Below are 19,546 nucleotides of genomic sequence, written 5' to 3'. Positions count from 1 at the left end.
TTATGAAAAAGATCGGTATATTACTGCTTTATACCCTGATAGTTTCCATTGCTCTCCTTTCACAGACTGCGTCTCCAAAGTGGGAGGACCAGATAATCTATTTCGTCATGATCGACAGGTTTGCCAATGGTGACACCACAAACGATGATTTGGGCTACGGTGAATTCGGCAGCGATAACGCACATTACAACGGTGGCGACTTCGCAGGACTCATCGAAAAGCTTGATTACATAAAAGGGCTAGGTGTCACAGCAATATGGATAACCCCCCCTGTCGCCAACCAATGGTGGAATCCGTGGGTCAACTACGGCGGCTATCATGGTTACTGGGCGAGAGATTTCAAAAAGGTGGATGAGCATTTTGGAGACCTCCAGCTATACAAAAAATTCGTTGAGGAAGCACACAAAAGAGGACTTTATGTCATTCAAGACATCGTGGTAAATCATGTTGGGGACTACTTCAAATTCATAGACGGTGAATTTTTGCTAAACAGCGAGAGTGTACCGACGAGTGCCCCTGAACAGGCTCCCTTCTCTTTTAACAAATATCCGGAGGATATGGATAAAAATATCTACCATTGGACCCCTGATATCAGCGACTTTGCGGACCCTCACCAAAAATTGAACTATCAGATGTCAGGTCTCGACGACCTCAACACCGAAAATCCGGTCGTTATCGAGGCTTTAAAAGATGCCTACAACTTCTGGATAAAAGAAGTCGGCGTGGATGGCTTCAGGATAGATACCGTAATTTACGTTCCCCACGAGTTCTGGAAGGAATTCCTATCCGGTAGTAACGGAATTTATGAAACAGCAAGAAACATCGGAAAAAATGACTTCATAACCTTTGGTGAAGCTTGGGTAAGATCTGATCCCTTCAACGACACCGGCGAACAGGCAATAAAGAATTACTTTGAAGATGGTATGAACGCAATGCTCGATTTCCCTTTGAATATAGAAATCCGGCGTGTCTTTAAAGAAGGTAAAGCTACGGCTAATCTCAGGTACAGGCTGGAAAAGCGTGAAGAATACGAACACCCCGAACGGCTGGTGACTTTCGTTGACAACCACGATATGGAGAGATTTTTAAAGGGTGCGGGGCTCGCTTCACTGAAGCAAGCACTGGCTTTTCTTTTCACCCTTCCGGGAATACCGACAATATATTACGGAACTGAACAGGGGTTTTTTGAGACAAGGGCGGCCATGTTTAAAGAAGGTTATGCTTCAGATGGTGTAGATCACTATGATACGACATTTGAATTGTATGAATTCATAAAGGAACTTACAGAATTGAGAAAAGCTTATCCAGTCTTCAGATACGGCAAAGTAACTGTCCTGAAAGACAATCCCAACGGTCCCGGTATCTTCGCATTCAAAATAAGCGATTCGAAAACAACGGCTTTTGTAATGCTCAACACTGCCGATGAGAGAAGGATAATAACCAATCTTGAAACAGGACTCGAACCGGGAACAGTGATTGAACCGATCTACACATACAGCATACTAAAAAAGAAGTATACAGTTGGCGAAGGTGGAAAACTCAACATCACAATGAATCCGAGATCTTTTTACGTGGCTGTGGCAACTCCCAAAAGGAAAAGCTACAAGACCTCATCGCTGGAAATATACCCTGAACTAAAAGATGGCCAGAAAATCACTGGAAACATTGTGTTGAAGGGGAGAGCAGTCGGTGCTACCTCACTGAAAATCATATTTGACAATCGTTTAGATTCGAGTGTTTCGGTCGATGTGGTAGATGGTGAATGGTCGTACAACTGGGATATATCGAAATTCGACCCCGGGATACACACTGTAGTTTTCAAAGTTTATGGCAGTAAGAGGACGGATTATATTTACTCAAAAGACTATAGGGTGGTAATCGATATTCCTGAAGTGTTACTGATAGAGATGACTGACCCCGAAGGTGATGATAGAGGTCCCTTTGGAAGATATCTGTACCCAACAGACATTACTTTCAAAAGGCAGATGGATCTCCTCGGAGTGAGGCTCAAACAGCTCGGTGGAAGTCTTGCGCTAACGTTGAAAATCAAAGACTTGACTACTTCCTGGAGCCCGCAGAACGGATTCGATCACGTCACTTTTCAGATTTATATCGATGACCCAAGCAAAAAGGGTGCAAAGGTCTTACCGTATCTAAACGCTGAAATGCCTGAAGGCACTGATTGGGATTATTTCATTTTCGCCAATGGCTGGTCCATAGTTGCGTATTCTTCGGAAGACAGCGGCCCCCAGTCCTTTGGAACACCAATAGCTCCTACACCGCAGGTGAAGACAAATAAAATGACCAATGAAATAACTTTGATTATTTCTGGTGATCTCCTCGGAAGGCCCGATTCTTACAAGGGTTTCAAGTTCTATATAACTACCTGGGATTTTGATGGAATAGAAGCAAAATACAGGGACCTCTATCCTCAACCCAAGGCTTACCATTTTGGTGGAGGTACAAAAACCGATCCCTACATAATGGACGATATATTCTTTGTCATTCAATAAATCTAAACCTTTGAACAAGAGCCCCTCATAGAGGGGCTTTTCTATTGCAATGATACGGGTTAACTTGCTTTTCTACGGTCTAACGGTAATCGAGGTCACAATCACACTGATCATAGGTTTCCTAATCGCGGGGATCATGGCGAAAGCTTTCGATTTGCTATAATCAAATTAGGGGTGAAAAGTTTTGAAAATCGTTTCCGTAAGAAATTCAAAAACGTTGAAAAAGTTCATTCAATTACCATTTCTGATCTATAAAGACACACCCCAATGGATACCTCCCCTGAATTCCATGATCAAGAACGTTATAAAGAAAGGTTCTCCCTTTCTTGACGTTGACAGGGAGTTCTTTCTCGTGATGGATGGTCCTCAACCTGTAGCGAGGGCAGGAGTCTTTCTTAACAGCAAGGTCCTTGAGCAGGTGGGGAAACGCGGTGGGTTCACCCTATTCGAAGCTTTCGACAGCGATGAAGCGGTCGATTTGCTTATTAGGAGAATGGACCGTTGGTTCAAGGAGCGGAGCATCTTAGAGTATCTTGGACCTGATTCCCCAACAAATGGAGATGATTTCAAAGGCGTACTAGTGGACAATTTTAATGACCCGCCTTATATCAACATGAACTACAATATGCCTTATTACTTTAAACTGCTGGAAAAAGCTGGTTTTCAGATATTCAGGAGATATGCTGCCTTCAGGTATGACCTCACAAAAGAGATACCCGAAAGATATGTGAAACTCATTGAAGCCGCCAAAAGACGATATGGAATAAAAGTCGTTTCACCCGATTTTAAGAATATCAAAAAGATCACAGCGGATATTCTTACTGTCATCGAATCTTCCATACCTGAGGATTGGATAGGAGTAAGACCACCTACTTATCAACAGATGCTCGGTATAGTGAAAGAGTTGAAGCGTTTTGCTGATCCTGACCTTGTCGCACTGGCTTACCATGACGGAAAGCCTGTAGGCATTTCCGCTGCTATGCCAAACTACAACGAAATTCTGAAAGAATTAAATGGCAAACTCTATCCCTTCGGCTGGTTGAAGTTTTTAGCAGAAAAAAATCGCATAAAGTCCTTCAGGCTCTTCGTAGTCTATGTAGCGCGCGAGTTCCAGAAAAAGGGCGTTTCCTTCGCCATGCACTACCATATTGGGAAAAATGCGATGAAAAAGGGTTATAGAGAAGCCGAAGGCAGTATCATAGGTTTTGACAACAAAAGGAGCTTTCAAGATGCAGCAGGTGCCGGTGGTGAGGTCTATAAAGAATACGATTACCTCATAAGAAGGCTGTAAAAAAGCGGGATCAAAGATCCCGCTTTTTTCAAAGTTACCAATCCATCAATACGTCACACCAAAAAGATGCTTCTGTCCCTGACTGGTATCGGGCAGTTCAATATAGAGATCGAGGTTGTGAGGATCATCATATGAACGTGTCTCAAAGAATACCAGCCACGAGGAGAGTATATATTCAGTTATACCGATGCTTGATAGGTCAGGTTCACCTAAAGGATCCTGATAGATTATCAAACCGCCTGTAAGATCGGCGATTTCCCGCGGGTCACCAGGATGGCTGAAATCTGTATCGGTTGTGTAATAATAATCTCCTGTTGAGGCAATTATGTGGAATGTGGCGTAACCCAATATAGCGCTAAGAACGTCGGCTTTAGTATATTTCGGATTAAAATCGTTGGACGGGTCATAGCCATTGGGCCAGGCAATTGTAACCGGCTGGTCGCCAGTATAATGACTGAAAGCATCTGTAAGCATTATAAACATTCGCTGTGAACCGGGACGCCAGGCCATATTATTCCACGCAAACATAATGGCGCCATAGGCGTTCTCAGGGCCGTCTGCCCCCCAACCAGCAGCGAGCTGCTGTGTGTAAGAAGCTGCTTCTGTCGGACTGACCAATCCAAGATATGATGGAGTAAAACCTATATTATCGCTAGTTGTGGGATCTGCCGGGACATAATCTCCATAGGGAACTATACCGACTTTGACGTCTATTCCGGCTGTTGCGAGGTCGTTCAGAAAGTCAGTCATACTGTCCTTTACACCTTGAATTTCCGTGCCCATACTTCCGGTTATATCTACGAGGAACACGATATCAACTCCGATACGTACTTCTGTTTCTTTTAGAAGAACGAATCCCTGCGCCCTTCCATCTTCAAAGAGAAGAAGGCTATCGGGATTCAATTCGCCTGAGTAACCAGGAATACTCATTCGCAGTTTCACCGGCATCGCTGTGTCTACAGGATTCAGTATCGGAATACTGACGGGAAGCCTGTCCACTGTGACAAAAATTTCAAAGGCGTCTCCCCATGCCACAGGTACCTTGAGTCCGATTGGGTCCAGTGGTATGCGAAGCAGAAGAGTGGGTATGATTCCACAAGAGGCCAGTATGAGTATAACAACAGATATGATTATCAATCTGGTTACGATTTTCATCCTGACCACCTCCTAAAATTCCAGTCCTGCACCGGCATGCAGGCTGAAGACGCCGGACCAGCCAACTAAAAATGGTCCGGTTGAAAGGCCCCCGATGGTCATAACTTCTCCAAAGACATTGATGAAATCGAGTAACAGTAGGTTGATACCCACTTTTACATGGAAAGCCCTATCTGAATAGAGTAAGAAAAGCGAATCTCTGAAATCAGCAAGCAGAATGAGTCCTACGCCAGCATACAGTGAAAGGTCTTGGTCCAGCTGGAAAAACAGCAATACGGTTGGATCGATCTCCATTACAGAAAAGGCTTGCCAATCGAGATAGGGGATGTCTGAGAACGACGAAATAGGAATATAACCGTTTAATTCAGCTCTAATAGTTCCATCACCAATTCGAAGCCCGAATCCGAGGAATTGCCTGTTCAATCCTCCAAGCTCACTGCCAATTGAGCCATGCACACTCAATGAAAAAACAGTCGCAGCGAGCATAGTAACAAGTAAGATGGCAAGCAATCGCACCATACTCACACCTCCCTCAGCTTAAATCATATCAGTCGTCCGAATGAAAGCAAGCGGGGAGGAGGAGACTTAAATTACGTGATGTTGTTATCTTTAGAAAAATTAGCATCCATATCTGTATCAAAGAAATTAACTGGTCGATGGCTTTTAACAAGTGGTGTTCAATCGAAGTATTTGTTAACAGAAGCTAAATAAAAAATAAACGGCGTCTATGACGCCGTTTTTCTGGTCGGGGCGACTGGACTTGAACCAGCGACCTTCTGCGCCCCATGCAGACACGCTTCCATCTGCGCTACGCCCCGCCAATTCGAATTGTAGCACAGATGGTGCTCTCTTTCAAGAGGGAGTATTACTTGAACGATACCGCTTTGATATAGATTGCATCACCATCGACTACTCTTATAGGACCACCACATTTTAGACATTGGGTCTCAAAACCCCTGGAGAAGAATTCGTGCCCACAGTCACGACATCGGTAATGGAGCTCATTTGTTATGAATTCGACTTCCACATCTTTAAAATCTGTGTTTTCCTTCAGTAGATCAAAGGCCTCTTTTATATGGTTTTTGTCAACCATTGCCAGTTTCCCGATACCTACAGTTATCTTGCTAACCTTTTTCAGCTCTTCAGGAGTAAAGTTGTTCTCAATGTAGAGCTTTATTTTTTCGGCAACAGATAATTCGTGATGCACCTTTCTCCCCCCTAACAGATTCTCGGTGTGAGCTCTTCCACAAGCATGGGTAGAACCCTTTCCACGCCAAACCGGTTTTTCAACATTACCCTTGGAATAATACTCTTTTCACGCACATAACCAATGAAGGAAGGATAGAAACCCATATCGTTCAGTGTTTCCATGACTCCATCACTGTCGTGTTCATCGCAAAAAATTACTGCTGTCCCTTCACAGGCAAGATAGAGCGGGTCAACCCCCAATATTTCCGCCACAGATTTAACACCTTCTTGTATAAGAAGCATATCTTCGTTTATAACGATATCACAACCTGTACTAACAGCTATTTCATTCAATATCTGAGCAACTCCACCACGGGTAGCATCCCTCATGGTTTTTATATTGTAGCGTTTGACAATTTCTAGAAGGGATGTAAGGGCGCGACAGTCCGATTTAAAATCAACGTTAAATCCTTTCCTCATAGCCATAATTGCGGCACCGTGGAGTCCAATGGGCCCCGTTAGTATTACCGCGTTTCCTGGCTCGATGTTGGAGACACTCAAAGGGCTTCTAACACTTTTTCCGAAACAAGTGGTATTGAGAACGATCCCGTCGATACTGCCCCTGTTCATGACTTTAGTGTCGCCACAGAGAATCTTCAAATCCAAGTTTCTGAGTTCGTTATCAATGGAACTAACTATTCTTTCGAAGGATTCCAGGGGGAAACCCTCCTCTAGAATTATCGAAAGTGTCATAAAAATGGGTTCCGCACCGAGCATTACAACATCGTTTACGCTGCCCGTCACCGCCAATTTCCCTATATCGCCACCGGGAAAGAAATATGGATATATTGTAAAGCTGTCTGTGCTAACCACATCTACGGGCTGGGTGATCACCCCACCGTCCTCTTCCATTGAGATCACTGCATTGCTCAAATGCTCTTTTATAAACTTCAAGAGCTCTGTTTGGCGCTTGCCACTGTTATGATGGATCGTTATCGTACCGTCCATACTATCCCCCCACTCTAACCGGTTCTTTTAAATATTCTGGTGTATTCCACAAAATCTTATATCATGTTCTATATAGAAAGACGGCATGACAGGAACCTTCCGAGGAGACCATACAGGGACCCAGAGGATTTTCAGGGTTACAGGAGACACCAAAGTAACTACAATCTTCTGGTTCAAGCTTTCCTTTAAGCACTTGCCCGCAGGGACAGTTGTCTTTTGAAGTTATTTTATATAATTGGGGGTATTTTTGCAAAGCGTTTATAACACTGTATTCTTTTTTCAACATAAAACCCGAATCTTTAATGACACTAAGGCCTCGCCATTCAGCATCAGAAGTCTCAAAAAATTTTTTAAGTGCTTTTAAGGCCAGTGGGCTTCCCTCTTTCTTCACCGTGGAATAGTAAGCATTGAAAACACCTATGATGCCTTTAGTGAGCATTTCATACATCTTCTCAAGGGCAAAGATAAGCTGTTCCGCTGTGAAACCAGCTATAACAAATGGCTTTTCAAATTTTTCTGAAAGTTTTACAAAAGGTGTCTCACCTATTACTGTAGCAACATGCCCGGGACATAACAATCCATCTATCTCGCAATCGGGATCTGATAACAAAGCTTCTATCGCCGGGGGTATACGTTTCAACAAGCTGTAGATATAAAGGTTTTTCACACCGGATTTCTCAATTTCAGCGATCAACTCGGCAACAAGCGGAGCAGTAGTTTCAAAGCCTATAGCCGCGAAAACAGCTATCGTGGTAGGTTGTTTTCTCATATCTTCGATTATTTCAAGGGGATTATAAATTTCCCTCACATCGGCTCCTAGTGCTCTCTTCTCTCTCAGAGTCCCAAAACTTCCAGGCACTTTCATCAGGTCTCCAAAGGTGTATATCCGTACCCCTTGATCACAGAGATAAAGCAATCTATCTATATCGCTCTGGGAAGTTACGCATACCGGGCATCCTGGACCGCTTACAAGCCTCATTTTGTCGCGATAGACATCTTTCAGGCCGAATTGCATGAGAGCGTGGGTGTGAGTCCCACAGACTTCCATAACCTTGTGCACTTTATTTTCCAAGGTATTTCCCCAGCCTCTCTCCGGCTTTTTCTATTTCTCTCGCCGAATCCATATCCACTTTCTGTATAGCAAATCCAGCGTGCACGAGCACATAATCACCCACTTTCAATCCTTCAATGAACCTTACGTCTATTTCCAGCTTCACACCGAACCTTTCTGCTAGTGCTTTATTTCCGTTAACCTCAAGTATTCTCAATGGAACAGCTAGACACATACTACCACCTCAAATCTCGCTCTTTGAGCATATAAAAATAGGCCTGTCCAAGGGCAATGCCTTCGTCGTTGGGTGAAACCTGCTCATTCGTATACACAAAAAAACCAGAATCACTGAGTATCTTCCTGCACATTGAAAGGAGAAGGCTGTTTTGAAAAACACCGCCAGAAAGGCACACGTTGTTCTCGCTTATCTCGTCCCTGAGCTTTTTACATATCTCAAGCACGACCCTTGCCAGGAGATGATGGAAAGCATAACTCAGTTCTCCAATACTAACTCTTCTTTCCTTGAGTCTTAAAATTTCTCTAATGGTTTCTCTCAGATCCACTTCCCATGCTCCTTCACTATCTACCAGTCCGAAGGGCAAAAAAACCCTTCCTCCACCCCGGGAAGCAACGCCCTCGAGTTTCATCGCCGCTTCTCCTTCATAAGTGTTTTCGTGACATATTTCCAGCAAAGAGGCAACAGCATCGAACAACCTACCTACGGAAGATGTCTTTATAGAAGCTGCTTGTACTAATTTCTCTTTCTCCAAGGCCAAAGACATGCCGGCATCGAATAGGTACGCGGTGGCCATGAGGTCAGGCTTTTTGGCTGCCTTCTCACCACCAGGCATTACAACTCTCCTGAACCAACCTTTTCTGTGATAGTGTGAACGCTCAACAAAGAAGAACTCCCCACCCCAAATTGTGCCGTCAGTGCCATAGCCTGTACCGTCAAACGCCACACCAATACAGCTCTCCAGTCTGTGCTCTGCCATAGCACTATAGACATGAGCTACATGGTGCTGACACTCCACGAGTTTGGCGCCTTTCTGCTCGGCGATGAGTTCTCCCAGCCACCTCGAAAAATATCCCGGATGCATGTCTACCACCACGACATCGGGATTTAAATCGAATAGCTTTTCAAATCTTCCGGTCATTAATAGATATTGGTCCTGGTTCAGTTTGAACTGAAGGTCCCCAAGGTACTGTGAAGGATAGAAAGCATTTCCCTTCACATAACCAAAGACAGACTTTAAGTCCCCTCCAGCACAAAAGAGTTTTGAAGGGGAGCTCACCGGAAGTGGAACGATCTCCGGGACAAACCCCCGGGATCTCCTTATGAAGACCTTCTTGCCATCAACAACTTTCACCACAGAGTCATCACAACGATTCAAAATTTCTCTGTTGTGAAAAAGAAAGGCGTCGCTTATGTGCGATAATTTTTCTTTCGCCTCTCGGTTTTCCGCGCAGAGCATCTCGCCGGAAAGGTTTCCACTCGTGGCTATTAAGACAGGGAGTCTTCGAAGGAGTAAATAGTGTATGCCTGTGTAAGGGAGCATAACACCTATCCTATCAGTCCCGGGAGCAATAGCTTCAAAAACGTCTTTCTTTTTCTTCAGAAGTACGATAGGTCGCGACGGAGCGACGAGCAGTTCTTCCTCCTCAGAAGATACTTCAGCGAATTCTTTCACGGTTTCAATATCTCTTGCCATCAAGGCAAAGGGTTTGAAGGGGCGATCTTTTAGCCTTCTCAACCTTTGCACGGTGGACTCCCGGTAAGGGTCGCACATTAGATGAAAACCTCCTATGCCTTTTACTGCAAGGATTCCACCTTTTTCAAGAATATCGATAGCCTTGCTTACAGCTTCTTCGGGAAAAACCTTTCCTTCTTCGGTTTCGAGCCAGTAGCGTGGTCCACATTCAGGGCAGCAATTTGTTTGCGCATGGTATCTCCTATCATCAGGATCGGTATATTCTGATTCGCACTGTGAACATATCAAAAATTCTTTCATGGTGGTTAAAGGTCTGTCGTAAGGCAGTTTTTTTATAATACTGAACCTTGGTCCACAATGGCTACAATTGGTGAAGGGATAAAGGTACCTTCTATTTTCAGGATTGAACATCTCTTTCAAGCAATTATTGCAGATGGCAATGTCAGGTGGTATGAATGCAGTTATCTCTCCATTCTTTTTACTCGCCTTTATAATGAATCCATCTGGTTCTCCATTTTTCGTTTTTATCTCTTCACAACTCAATTCAAGGATTTTCGATGGAGCCGGTTTTTCAATTTTCAACCTGTGCAGAAAGGTTTCCAGTTCTTTTTCAGCGCAGAAGAGCACTATCTCAACACCCATTTCTCTGTTTTCAATATACCCGTTGAGGTTCAGCTTACCGGCGAGTTTTGCGACGAAGGGTCTGAAGCCAACACCCTGTACTATTCCCTTGATCCTCAGCCTATAGCTTTTTTGCATGCTCTTTCAAACTCCCTGAAAAGAAAGATAGCGCGCCTTCTGGTCGCTTGCGTAAGCCCACTCCCGACCTCGAGTTTTTCTGGCTTAATGCCGATGAGAAAGAAATTCACGTCTTTGCTGGATTTCAGATACTTTATGATCGTGGAGATCCCAAAAGTGTGCGTTGAAAAACTGAAGTCCTTTATCTCTTCCTCGCTCAGTATGCTGATATCTTGGTCTGTGCCCTGAATGGAATCTATGAAAACAATAATATTAGATTTCGAAGAGAGCAGTTCACACAGGTAATTTTCCGGATTACGATAACACTTGATTAGTTCCCAGCATGAAGGAAGATCCAGCTCTTCGAGAAGTTCTAAGAAGAAGATGCCAACATTATCATCATTTCTCAAAGGGTTTCCCAGTCCCACGAAGAGAACTTTCTTATCCATCAAAGTTGAAATGAATGTTGAAATTCTATTTGAAAGCATCTTCGACAACGACGAGTTGCCGACATTTCGGGCAGAGTAATTCAAAATGGTCCTCCCTTCTCACGATCTCTCTTGGTTGTATCTTCGGGGAGTCTATACGCAGCTCCGATTGTCGTATCAACATGAGATTAGGATGACCATATGTATAGGGTCCCAATCTTTTTACGAGCCACTTCAGGTGATCCACGGTTGCGATAACAGTACCACATCTTTCACACTTGACGAGTTTCTTCTCCACAGTGTTGTAGTTCGTGTCATCAGATCTTTCAAGGCTCGCAGTGATATAGTCGTTTGTGAGCACTATTCCTCCTTCCACGATGCACTTTTCCTGACACTGGCCGCAGTAAATACAATCGGTATATCTCACCGTAAGGATTCTAATCCCTTTTTCAAGGTAATCTTTGAGTTCGATCGCTTTCGCAGGGCAGACCTGTGCGCAAGCTCCACATCCAACACAGAGTTCTACATTGTACACCGGCTTTCCCCTAAATACTTCGGGTGCTTCATAGGTAACAAAGGGATATTTTGTGGTAAACCTTTTTGAAAATACATTAAGAATGGCCTCTTTCAATTCTCTAAGTTTTGGTGCTTTCATTGTCCTCACTTCCCCTCAATTCATCCCCATACAGATCCACGACCGTCACTTTCGCCGGTATCACTCCGCTCCGATATGCTGCCCTTGAGATTGCATGCGCAGCGACAGGCGATGTGAGAAGAATAAAGACCATACAAATCAAAGCTTTCAGTCCACCGGAAGCAAAACCTTCCATCACGAATACTCCAAAGAGAATACCGGCAGAACCAAAGGTCACACACTTGGTCGCTGCCTGGAGCCTGTTGTAAACGTCTGGCAATCTTACAAGACCCAAAGCACCGAAGAAATCGAAGGCTATCCCGAATATGATAAAACCGTAACCAACTATTTCTCTAATCATCCAGATGCCTCCCTTCCAGAAATTTTGCGAGGGCAAGGGAGACTATGAAGCTTTGGAGTGCCCAGGCCATGGCTATATCAAGGAAGAACGATGCTCCGGTATACAGAAAGAACAGTGCTAAAAGCCCCACGATGATAATGCCAAAAATATCCACTGCTACCACTCTGTCAGCTGCGGAAGGTCCGAAAATGACCCTGAAAATGATCATTAATGTGCACAACAGGAGGATATTTATAAGCCTAACTAGAAATCCCGCTTCGATGACCATGAAATTAAAGATTATGAAAGCAATAACAACCAGAAGTCCAATAAACCATCTCAGCGTTCTGTTCACCTCATGAACCTCCTCAAAATAGGTTCAAAACGACCGGCAATAGCCTCGGTACAGCCTTCTATATCAGTCGTTTCTACCTGAATCCAGTGAACAATCAATTCACCCTTCTCCTTGAAAACATCGACAGTAAGGGTACCCGGCGTGAGAGTAATAGAGTTCGAAAGTATGGTGATGGAAGAATCTTCTTTCAGCTGGGTCTTTACTTTAACAAAACCCGGTTTCACCGGTACATCGGGGTGTATGACTATCATTGCCACATGAAAATTCGCCTTGAGCATCTCCCAGAAAAGAATCACAAGATAGAGCAAAAAGAAGAGCACGCCTCTTAAGTTAAAGCTCTTTCCTGACTTGAGGAAGATCTCTCCTGTTATCAATGCAACAGCAGAAGCAGCTACAAGGGCAAAGATGAACTCCTGGAAACTAAAAGGGAGGGTGATAAAGATCCATATGAGAAAACTCAGGACAAAGACGATTATTCTGCTTCTAGCCCTTATCGTCATGGATTGCCACCTGCCTTGAACAGACTCCCGTAAACAGCCCTGTCTGTTATGCATTCCACCACTTTATTCAATGTGATATCCCTCACAGCAGGTATGAAAAGAACCGCTGTTGCAATGGTGAGAATACTCAGAATGATAAGCGTGATTTTCATGGAAACAGGAATTTTTGCTCTGGCGTTCATTGTGGGGAAAGTTTTCTTTAGCATCTTCAAATAGTAAGCCATGGTGATAACGCTCACAGTGAGAGCTATAAGCGCATAGGAGTATTTCCTAGCGTATATGGCAGCCATTATTATAATGAGTTTGCTGAAGAATCCACCAAAAGGTGGCACCCCTGAAATCCCCAGAGAAGCCATAAGGGTTGACACATAAACCGTTTTACCGCTTCTGCCAGCCATATTTTCGAAATCCCGTGTTCCCTCCGCTGTCTCAATGGCGCCTGCATCGAGGAATAGCGTCCCTTTTAGTATGGCATGATTCAACATGTGATACACGGCACCGAGTATACCAAGTGGTGTGCCCAGTCCCAATGAAAAGAGTATGTATCCCATCTGACTGACGCTGCTGAAGCCCAACATCCTCTTTATATCCCTCTGCCCAACGGCCATAATGGCTCCAATCACCATGGTTATCGTACCGAAGACAAGCAGCACATCCAGGACCACCTTGCTTTCCTGAAACACCATGAAAAAGACCCTGATTATGGAATAAACCCCAAGCACTTTAATAAGGACCCCGGAAAGCATCGCTGAAACGGGAGATGGCGCTGAAGGATGCGCATCCGGTAGCCATGAATGGAAGGGGAACATAGACGCTTTCAACCCAAAGCCCGTTAAGAACAGGCCATAAGCCAGATAAAGGGATGGCATTCCGTTAGTCTTTAGCGAAATCTGCATTAGAGTGAGGGAAGACACCATGCTGTAAACGCAACCAATGCCAAAGAGGATCAATGTGGACGAAATCGAACCGAGTATCGCATATTTGAAGGCAGCTTCGTAGTGCTCCGGTTCACCCTGAAAGGCAACAAGGGCATACGTTGCTATAAGGGATACCTCCATGAAGACAAAGAGGTTAAAAAGGTCTCCGGTGATTGTAACTCCATTCAAACCCGCGATCATGAGCATGAGAAGGGCATAATAATTGTTGAGTGCCTGAAATCGCCTCATATATCCTATTGAGTAAAGCGTACTGAAAAAAGCTATCAGTGAGATCACGAACAGTACAAAAGCGGACAGATTATCGATCACAAGTGAAATCGTATAGGGTATTTTCCAGCCAGAAAGCTGGTAAAAAACCGGACCATAAGCGTTTATTACGGGAAATAAAAGCACCGAAAGGAACAATAGCAACGAAGTAGAAATTAACGCAACCAGTTCGACAAACCTGTCCCGTTTGCCACTCATGGCTAGTATAAAACCGGATAATAATGGAATTATTATGAAATAGGAAGCAATCACTCTTTAAGCCTCCTCACTTTACGCACATCGAGTGTGCCATAATGTTTGTGAATGTTTACCGCCAGCGCAACAAGCAAAGCCGTAACGCCAAGCTCGATCACGATGGATGTCAATACCAGGGCCTGTGGGAGCGGATCAACCATCAGTCCCGGTTCTCTGCCTGGAAGGAATATAGGAAACGTTCCCGCAGACCTGTACGCTATCAATATGAGAAACAGGTTCACCGCATACCCCATGATTCCAGAACCCAGTATTATTTTCACGATGTTGCGCTTAACAAGCACCCCATACAACCCGACAAGAAAAAGAATGAATGACAGAAGATACAGTCCCATAAACTACTCCTCCCCCGATTTTTCTTTGTCCTCTTCTCGCTCAAAGAGGTTGAGAGCTATAAAAACGAGGGAAATAGCAGCCCCAACTTTCAGCATGATAGCAAAATTCAGCATCGGAATTGTGCCGGCACTGAAGAGTTCAAACAGCTTTCCCTTCGGCAGGAAATTGCTCAAAAAAGGTAAGCCAGCAAAAAAGGCAGCTACACCTATTCCCAGATATAGCAAAGCCCCGCTGGAATCGAGAACATGTAAAAACCTTTTCCCTGGAAGCTTAATGGGACTTTCTTTCCCGAATGCCAGTTTTATATGTATGAATGACAGTGCTACTACCAATCCTCCCACGAATCCACCGCCGGGCGTCAAGTGGCCATGAATCATCAAGAAAATACCATATAGAAGGATTAGCCAGACCGTGAAACGTGTAATCGTTTTGACTATTAAAGTCATTCCTGAATGCTTTTCATTCATCAGGATCACCTTCATTCCGCTTTCGCTTGCTAAGAAGTGTTACAGCCCCGAGAATGGATACAAAGATCACCGTTGCCTCCCCGAGGGTGTCATATACCCTGTAGTCGAGAATCACGGAAGTCACCATATTAGCTGAACCCGTTTCAGTTGCACCATCCTTCAGGTATTTTCCTGCAACTTCAAGGAGTGGATTACCAAATTCCGGCAGAGATGAAAATAGCGGAACTACCATGATTAAAATGAGGACTAAAAAGAACACCTTGAAGTACATGGAAAGCTTGTTTTCTTTTGTTTGCTCCAATCTTTCTCCCGTAGCTTTTAACAACAGAATCAGAATTATCACCGAGACGATTTCATATACAAACTGGACAAGGGCAAGGTCAGGTGCCTGCAAGAAGATAAAAGCCACCGCTAATGCCAGACCGGCTACACCAACTGACACTACGGAAGAGAGCAGATCTTTTAATTCAAGAGCGACTATCGAGGCAAATATCATGAAAGAAACTGTAAAGTACAACCAGCCTTCAACGGGCATATCAACCACTCCTCAAAAATAATAGAAGGAGAACCATAAAGCCTATTGTCACCCACACGCTGTAAAATGACAGTTCACCTGTGTGAAGTTTTTTCAGCGGTGACACCACGATTTTCAACCCCGCCTTTAAATGTGTGTAAATGTCGAAATAGTCTTTCTCGGCGTTATCATAAATAGCTTTCAATGGTTTCATATTTCGAATCTCGTTGAAGAAACCTGTACCCGAAATTCTGAACCTTGCGGAGTCCTTTTGACCCCCAATGAAAGCGGAATTTATTCTTACTTTACGGAATGTAAGGTAGATTAATGCACCGAACACAAGGGATAGGATAACAATACTAAGAAGCTGGGTCGTGGAAAGAAAGCCCACGGAGCTTTCAAAGTTCTTACCAATAGCGCTTTCAATCAACGGAAGTGGAAAGAATTTCCAACCAATACCTACCAGCAAACAGAGTGAAGCATTTATAAGCAAAGCGATAACGCCTGGTAAAGGGGCTTCTTTCGCGTTTATAGTTCTCTCTGTAGCTTTACCGAGGAATATGGAAAAGTTTAATTTCATGAAACTCGCCAATGTCAGGGCACTGCCAAACAGCGCCATGATAAGATAGAGTGTGTAAAGTACCCTGTAACCGTATAAACTCTGTGAAAGAGCTATGAGTACTCCCTGATACACCAGCCATTTAGAGACAAAGCCGTTTGTCAGCGGTAGTCCTGAAATAGAGAATGAACAGGTCAGCATCCCTGAAAAAGTGAGTGGGGCTCGCCTGGCAAGGCCACCGAGTTCGGAAAGCTCTACAGAGCCAGTCATGTCCTCAACATTTCCTGCACCCATGAATAAACCTGACTTGTAAATAGAGTGGTTTACGGTGTGAAGAAGACCGCCAATAATCCCGATGGGGTTTCCGGTGGCTATACCAAGCACCATATAACCGACCTGACTCACTGCGTGGTAACCAAGAAGCTTGCGGGCGTTGTGCTGAATCAAAGCCATCATAACCGCGATGATTATAGTGAAAGCCCCTATACCTGCAATTGCCGCTCTAAAAGCCTCAGGCAGATTGTAATATTCCAGAAAGAGCCTTGCGAGTAAATATATACCAAGGATTTTGTCCAAGGAAGCCGGAAGAACAAATACAGATTCAATGGGTGACTTTTCACAATATTCCGGAATCCATGTGTGCAACGGAAAAGCTCCAGCCTTCGCGAAAGCTGCCAGAGCAATAAAAGAAAAGGCGGTGATCTCCCAGGAGCCGGGTTCAGAGGTACCTGGTAGCCCAAATGGCCCATTACCCGAAGAACCCAGCAATAAAAATGCAAATATCAAAAGCGAGTCAGATATTCCAGATATAATCAGTGTTTTTTTTGCGACGCTCGCAGCTTCTTTTGAAGAAACTGCAAATAAATAAAGCATGAGACCTGAAAGCCCCCAGAACACTAAAAAAGCAATGGCGTTTAACGTCATTAAAGCTCCATTGACAAAACTCATTGTCATAATGAAAAACACATGGAACTTAAGAGTTTTACATTTCAGGAGGTAAATAGAAAACGCCATGCCAAGAATATTGACAAAAAGTAGAGCAAAGTACGACAGTTCATTTAGTGAAAAAAGCCCACCGCCGGTCAACTCGGTAGTGATGGGGAGATATTCCCAGAGAATAACAGTGATGGTCAGAAGGTAAAGGCAGGCTATGATATTCAGCCACCTGGCTACTTTCCAGCTGGTTCCACTGTTCATAAGAGCCGTTATCAGCGGTACGATGATCATCAGCGAAAGAACGTTCACAAAAGCTTCCATAGCTCGCTCTCTCCCAACTTATCGATAAGTTTATCCGTCTTTTTTTGCGACAGATCGAGCAAATTCTGGGCAATTTCAGTACCTTCCTGGTCAAAAAGTTTTACAGACCTTTCGGTACAGCAATAACAGGGATCCACGGATGCCAGCGTGATCATTACATCTGAGAGGTTCAGACCGGGACAGGTAACTTCGTACGTGGGGATATTCACATAGCTCGGGGCCCTTATCTTATGTCTTACGGGGCGGTTAGAACCATCAGAGCGTATATAATGGAACACTTCGCCTCTGGGTGCTTCATGTCTGCCGATACCCTCGCCGGGAGGGATTTCGGACACATTTTCATAGATCGGACCACCGACTTTCTTCAACCGTTCTATGATCTGTCTCACCATCTTTATACTCTCAAACATTTCGAGTATCCTGACCACGGTTTTAGCGAAGACATCACCTTCCTCACGAACGATGATCTCAAAATCCAGCAGGTCATAAGCGGCGTAAGGCTCGTCTTTTCGCACGTCAATGGCGACACCTGAAGCCCGAGCTGTCGGACCGGTGGCACAATATTTGATGGCATCTTCCTTTGTTAAGATACCAACACCGCATAATCTGCTCTTCAGCACAGGATCATCCATCGCCGCTTTAGCGATCATGCTCAATTTCTTGTCAAGCATGTCCATAACCTCATTAACCCGGGCATTTAAAGAAACATCGTAATCTTTTCGTACACCGCCTACGCGAAAGACACCGTAGTGATTCCGGTTCCCGGTAATGAGCTCAATGACCTCAAGAACGGGTTCTCTATATTTCCATGCCCACATCCACAGCGTATCGTATCCAATGAAATGCCCAGCCAGTCCCAGCCAAAGTAAGTGGCTATGAATACGTTCGAGTTCACCGATCAATGATCTGATATATCTTGCCCTTAAAGGAATTTCTACATCACCGATATCTTCCAGAGCATTAACACAGGCGAAGGGGTGCGAAGCGGAACAAATGCCACAAATTCTCTCCACAAGGAAGATCGTCTGATCAAAAGTGTTGTTTTCAGAGAGCTTTTCGATCGCTCTGTGCATCCATCCGGTTTCCATTTCGATGTCTCTTACCTTTTCGCCATCGAGTGTTATCTTGAAATACTCCGCTTCTTCCAATAACGGATGAAAGGGACCTACAGGTAGATTGAATTCTTCACTCATGTTCTCGCCTCTTCACTCTAAGGGGAGTTTTCGGGATCTCTGGGTTGTCTTCAAGGAGTAGCGGTTTCGGACTAGGGTGTTTAACGAAAGTCAGGCCGAAAAGTTCTCCGATTTCCCGTTCGATCCATTTTGCCCCCGCTATTATGTTTGCAATCGTTGGAACCTTTGGGTCGTCTATGGGAACGAACACTTTTGGGCAGTAGTATTTTCCAGTCCCGTCATCGGAGAAGTGATAAACAAGTTCGAACCCCTCGTAGTTTTCTAACGCTGAAATAGTCGAAAGCCTCAATCCTTTTTCGAAAAGGTATCCGGCCACTTCAACGATATTTTCTGGCTCAACCCTGAAATAGATCCGCCTCTTTTTAGCAGAAAGGATTTTAATCTTTTCTTTCAGATCATCTAGGAATTCCCGTTCACGGTCTTCTGGAGACATCAGTCTAACCTCCCCAACAGTCTCAATAATCCCTCTATCATGGTTTCTGGCTTTGGCGGGCATCCCGGTATGTAAAGGTCCACCGGAATAAGCTTATCCAGAGGACCACATCGCGAGTAACTGTCCTTAAACGTTGCTCCTCCGATGGGACATGTTCCCACTGCGACGACAAAAATCGGTTTTGGAGCCTGATTGTAAAGTCGAATGACTCTTTCGGAGATCTTACAACCTCCCATTCCTGTTATCAGGAGGACATCCGCATGTCTTATCGAACCAACAAGCTTTATCCCGAATCGTTCGAGATCATAACCAGGTGTCAGCAGATCGAGGATTTCTATATCACAGTTATTGCAGGGTGAAGCGCTCACATGAAACACCCACAAAGACTTCTTCAATATCCTGTTATATATACCCATA

22 protein-coding genes and 1 tRNA gene are annotated in these 19,546 nt (G+C 44.3%); 2 read left to right on the top strand and 21 right to left on the bottom strand.

Annotated elements, in window-relative coordinates:
- Nucleotides 1–2 precede the first annotated feature (2 nt).
- Entirely contained in the window at nucleotides 3–2,513 is a 2,511-nt protein-coding gene (locus IX53_RS06885) for an alpha-amylase family glycosyl hydrolase (RefSeq protein WP_047754722.1), read from the top strand.
- 184 nt (nucleotides 2,514–2,697) lie between these two features.
- Nucleotides 2,698–3,804, top strand: coding sequence for a hypothetical protein (locus IX53_RS06880; protein ID WP_047754721.1), 1,107 nt, complete (start codon nucleotides 2,698–2,700; stop codon nucleotides 3,802–3,804).
- Nucleotides 3,805–3,849: 45 nt separating this feature from the next.
- Here IX53_RS06880 and IX53_RS06875 read toward each other — a convergent pair whose 3' ends face one another.
- The 21 genes from IX53_RS06875 to IX53_RS06775 all read right to left on the bottom strand — a co-directional run bounded on the left by IX53_RS06875 (nucleotide 3,850) and on the right by IX53_RS06775 (nucleotide 19,545).
- On the bottom strand, nucleotides 3,850–4,959 hold the full coding sequence (locus IX53_RS06875) for a vWA domain-containing protein (protein ID WP_047754720.1): 1,110 nt from the start codon (nucleotides 4,957–4,959) through the stop codon (nucleotides 3,850–3,852).
- A gap of 12 nt (nucleotides 4,960–4,971) precedes the next feature.
- Nucleotides 4,972–5,478: a hypothetical protein gene (locus IX53_RS06870; RefSeq protein ID WP_047754719.1), complete on the bottom strand. Its 507-nt coding sequence runs from the start codon at nucleotides 5,476–5,478 to the stop codon at nucleotides 4,972–4,974.
- Nucleotides 5,479–5,701: 223 nt separating this feature from the next.
- Nucleotides 5,702–5,777: transfer RNA gene (locus IX53_RS06865), tRNA-Pro, on the bottom strand.
- A gap of 47 nt (nucleotides 5,778–5,824) precedes the next feature.
- The gene (locus IX53_RS06860; RefSeq protein ID WP_047754718.1) at nucleotides 5,825–6,166 is read right to left on the bottom strand and encodes a hydrogenase maturation nickel metallochaperone HypA; all 342 of its coding nucleotides are present in this window, start codon (nucleotides 6,164–6,166) and stop codon (nucleotides 5,825–5,827) included.
- A gap of 11 nt (nucleotides 6,167–6,177) precedes the next feature.
- On the bottom strand, nucleotides 6,178–7,155 hold the full coding sequence (hypE, locus tag IX53_RS06855) for a hydrogenase expression/formation protein HypE (protein ID WP_047754717.1): 978 nt from the start codon (nucleotides 7,153–7,155) through the stop codon (nucleotides 6,178–6,180).
- Between the two features lie 61 nt (nucleotides 7,156–7,216).
- The gene (gene hypD / locus IX53_RS06850) at nucleotides 7,217–8,227 is read right to left on the bottom strand and encodes a hydrogenase formation protein HypD (protein WP_053001232.1); all 1,011 of its coding nucleotides are present in this window, start codon (nucleotides 8,225–8,227) and stop codon (nucleotides 7,217–7,219) included.
- Nucleotides 8,217–8,441 (bottom strand): HypC/HybG/HupF family hydrogenase formation chaperone, encoded by a 225-nt coding sequence (locus tag IX53_RS06845; protein WP_047754716.1) that lies wholly within the window; start codon nucleotides 8,439–8,441, stop codon nucleotides 8,217–8,219. The genes hypD and IX53_RS06845 overlap by 11 nt, the downstream gene beginning before the upstream one ends.
- A gap of 1 nt (nucleotide 8,442) precedes the next feature.
- A complete protein-coding gene (gene hypF, locus IX53_RS06840) occupies nucleotides 8,443–10,677 on the bottom strand; it encodes a carbamoyltransferase HypF (protein ID WP_047754715.1) in 2,235 nt (744 codons plus the stop codon).
- The gene (locus tag IX53_RS06835) at nucleotides 10,656–11,105 is read right to left on the bottom strand and encodes a hydrogenase maturation protease (protein WP_169746207.1); all 450 of its coding nucleotides are present in this window, start codon (nucleotides 11,103–11,105) and stop codon (nucleotides 10,656–10,658) included. The genes hypF and IX53_RS06835 overlap by 22 nt, the downstream gene beginning before the upstream one ends.
- Before the next feature lie 25 nt (nucleotides 11,106–11,130).
- Nucleotides 11,131–11,739 (bottom strand): 4Fe-4S dicluster domain-containing protein, encoded by a 609-nt coding sequence (locus IX53_RS06830; RefSeq protein ID WP_047754713.1) that lies wholly within the window; start codon nucleotides 11,737–11,739, stop codon nucleotides 11,131–11,133.
- Complete coding sequence (gene mnhG, locus IX53_RS06825) at nucleotides 11,720–12,079, bottom strand: monovalent cation/H(+) antiporter subunit G (RefSeq protein WP_047754712.1); 360 nt, start codon at nucleotides 12,077–12,079, stop codon at nucleotides 11,720–11,722. The genes IX53_RS06830 and mnhG overlap by 20 nt, the downstream gene beginning before the upstream one ends.
- A complete protein-coding gene (locus IX53_RS06820; RefSeq protein WP_245612697.1) occupies nucleotides 12,072–12,413 on the bottom strand; it encodes an MrpF/PhaF family protein in 342 nt (113 codons plus the stop codon). Before IX53_RS06820 ends, mnhG begins: the two co-directional genes overlap by 8 nt.
- Nucleotides 12,410–12,913, bottom strand: coding sequence for a Na+/H+ antiporter subunit E (locus IX53_RS06815; RefSeq protein ID WP_047754711.1), 504 nt, complete (start codon nucleotides 12,911–12,913; stop codon nucleotides 12,410–12,412). The genes IX53_RS06820 and IX53_RS06815 overlap by 4 nt, the downstream gene beginning before the upstream one ends.
- On the bottom strand, nucleotides 12,910–14,370 hold the full coding sequence (locus IX53_RS06810; RefSeq protein WP_047754710.1) for a complex I subunit 5 family protein: 1,461 nt from the start codon (nucleotides 14,368–14,370) through the stop codon (nucleotides 12,910–12,912). The genes IX53_RS06815 and IX53_RS06810 overlap by 4 nt, the downstream gene beginning before the upstream one ends.
- The gene (locus IX53_RS06805) at nucleotides 14,367–14,705 is read right to left on the bottom strand and encodes a sodium:proton antiporter (protein ID WP_047754709.1); all 339 of its coding nucleotides are present in this window, start codon (nucleotides 14,703–14,705) and stop codon (nucleotides 14,367–14,369) included. The genes IX53_RS06810 and IX53_RS06805 overlap by 4 nt, the downstream gene beginning before the upstream one ends.
- Before the next feature lie 3 nt (nucleotides 14,706–14,708).
- A complete protein-coding gene (locus IX53_RS06800; RefSeq protein ID WP_047754708.1) occupies nucleotides 14,709–15,173 on the bottom strand; it encodes an MnhB domain-containing protein in 465 nt (154 codons plus the stop codon).
- Complete coding sequence (mbhE, locus tag IX53_RS06795; RefSeq protein ID WP_047754707.1) at nucleotides 15,166–15,708, bottom strand: hydrogen gas-evolving membrane-bound hydrogenase subunit E; 543 nt, start codon at nucleotides 15,706–15,708, stop codon at nucleotides 15,166–15,168. Before mbhE ends, IX53_RS06800 begins: the two co-directional genes overlap by 8 nt.
- Before the next feature lies 1 nt (nucleotide 15,709).
- Complete coding sequence (locus IX53_RS06790) at nucleotides 15,710–17,503, bottom strand: complex I subunit 5 family protein (protein WP_047754706.1); 1,794 nt, start codon at nucleotides 17,501–17,503, stop codon at nucleotides 15,710–15,712.
- On the bottom strand, nucleotides 17,488–18,696 hold the full coding sequence (locus IX53_RS06785) for a hydrogenase large subunit (RefSeq protein ID WP_047754705.1): 1,209 nt from the start codon (nucleotides 18,694–18,696) through the stop codon (nucleotides 17,488–17,490). Before IX53_RS06785 ends, IX53_RS06790 begins: the two co-directional genes overlap by 16 nt.
- A complete protein-coding gene (locus tag IX53_RS06780; protein ID WP_047754704.1) occupies nucleotides 18,689–19,129 on the bottom strand; it encodes an NADH-quinone oxidoreductase subunit C in 441 nt (146 codons plus the stop codon). The genes IX53_RS06785 and IX53_RS06780 overlap by 8 nt, the downstream gene beginning before the upstream one ends.
- Complete coding sequence (locus IX53_RS06775; protein WP_047754703.1) at nucleotides 19,129–19,545, bottom strand: NADH-quinone oxidoreductase subunit B family protein; 417 nt, start codon at nucleotides 19,543–19,545, stop codon at nucleotides 19,129–19,131. The genes IX53_RS06780 and IX53_RS06775 overlap by 1 nt, the downstream gene beginning before the upstream one ends.
- Nucleotide 19,546: the final 1 nt, after the last annotated feature.

It is taken from the genome of Kosmotoga pacifica (genome assembly GCF_001027025.1).
Classification (GTDB): domain Bacteria; phylum Thermotogota; class Thermotogae; order Petrotogales; family Kosmotogaceae; genus Kosmotoga_B; species Kosmotoga_B pacifica.
Note: the sequence above shows the minus strand (reverse complement) of the source record. Positions and strands in the feature narration are given on the sequence as shown.

Bases quoted from the DNA above. Each gene is read 5' to 3' on its own strand.
- IX53_RS06885 (WP_047754722.1), top strand. From the start codon at position 3: ATGAAAAAGATCGGTATATTACTGCTTTATACCCTGATAGTTTCCATT.
- IX53_RS06875 (WP_047754720.1), bottom strand. From the start codon at position 4,959: ATGAAAATCGTAACCAGATTGATAATCATATCTGTTGTTATACTCATA.
- IX53_RS06870 (WP_047754719.1), bottom strand. From the start codon at position 5,478: ATGGTGCGATTGCTTGCCATCTTACTTGTTACTATGCTCGCTGCGACT.
- hypE (WP_047754717.1), bottom strand. From the start codon at position 7,155: ATGGACGGTACGATAACGATCCATCATAACAGTGGCAAGCGCCAAACA.
- IX53_RS06845 (WP_047754716.1), bottom strand. From the start codon at position 8,441: ATGTGTCTAGCTGTTCCATTGAGAATACTTGAGGTTAACGGAAATAAA.
- hypF (WP_047754715.1), bottom strand. From the start codon at position 10,677: ATGCAAAAAAGCTATAGGCTGAGGATCAAGGGAATAGTACAGGGTGTT.
- IX53_RS06835 (WP_169746207.1), bottom strand. From the start codon at position 11,105: ATGGATAAGAAAGTTCTCTTCGTGGGACTGGGAAACCCTTTGAGAAAT.
- IX53_RS06830 (WP_047754713.1), bottom strand. From the start codon at position 11,739: ATGAAAGCACCAAAACTTAGAGAATTGAAAGAGGCCATTCTTAATGTA.
- mnhG (WP_047754712.1), bottom strand. From the start codon at position 12,079: ATGATTAGAGAAATAGTTGGTTACGGTTTTATCATATTCGGGATAGCC.
- IX53_RS06815 (WP_047754711.1), bottom strand. From the start codon at position 12,913: ATGACGATAAGGGCTAGAAGCAGAATAATCGTCTTTGTCCTGAGTTTT.
- IX53_RS06805 (WP_047754709.1), bottom strand. From the start codon at position 14,705: ATGGGACTGTATCTTCTGTCATTCATTCTTTTTCTTGTCGGGTTGTAT.
- IX53_RS06800 (WP_047754708.1), bottom strand. From the start codon at position 15,173: ATGAATGAAAAGCATTCAGGAATGACTTTAATAGTCAAAACGATTACA.
- mbhE (WP_047754707.1), bottom strand. From the start codon at position 15,708: ATGCCCGTTGAAGGCTGGTTGTACTTTACAGTTTCTTTCATGATATTT.
- IX53_RS06790 (WP_047754706.1), bottom strand. From the start codon at position 17,503: ATGGAAGCTTTTGTGAACGTTCTTTCGCTGATGATCATCGTACCGCTG.
- IX53_RS06785 (WP_047754705.1), bottom strand. From the start codon at position 18,696: ATGAGTGAAGAATTCAATCTACCTGTAGGTCCCTTTCATCCGTTATTG.
- IX53_RS06780 (WP_047754704.1), bottom strand. From the start codon at position 19,129: ATGTCTCCAGAAGACCGTGAACGGGAATTCCTAGATGATCTGAAAGAA.
- IX53_RS06775 (WP_047754703.1), bottom strand. From the start codon at position 19,545: ATGGGTATATATAACAGGATATTGAAGAAGTCTTTGTGGGTGTTTCAT.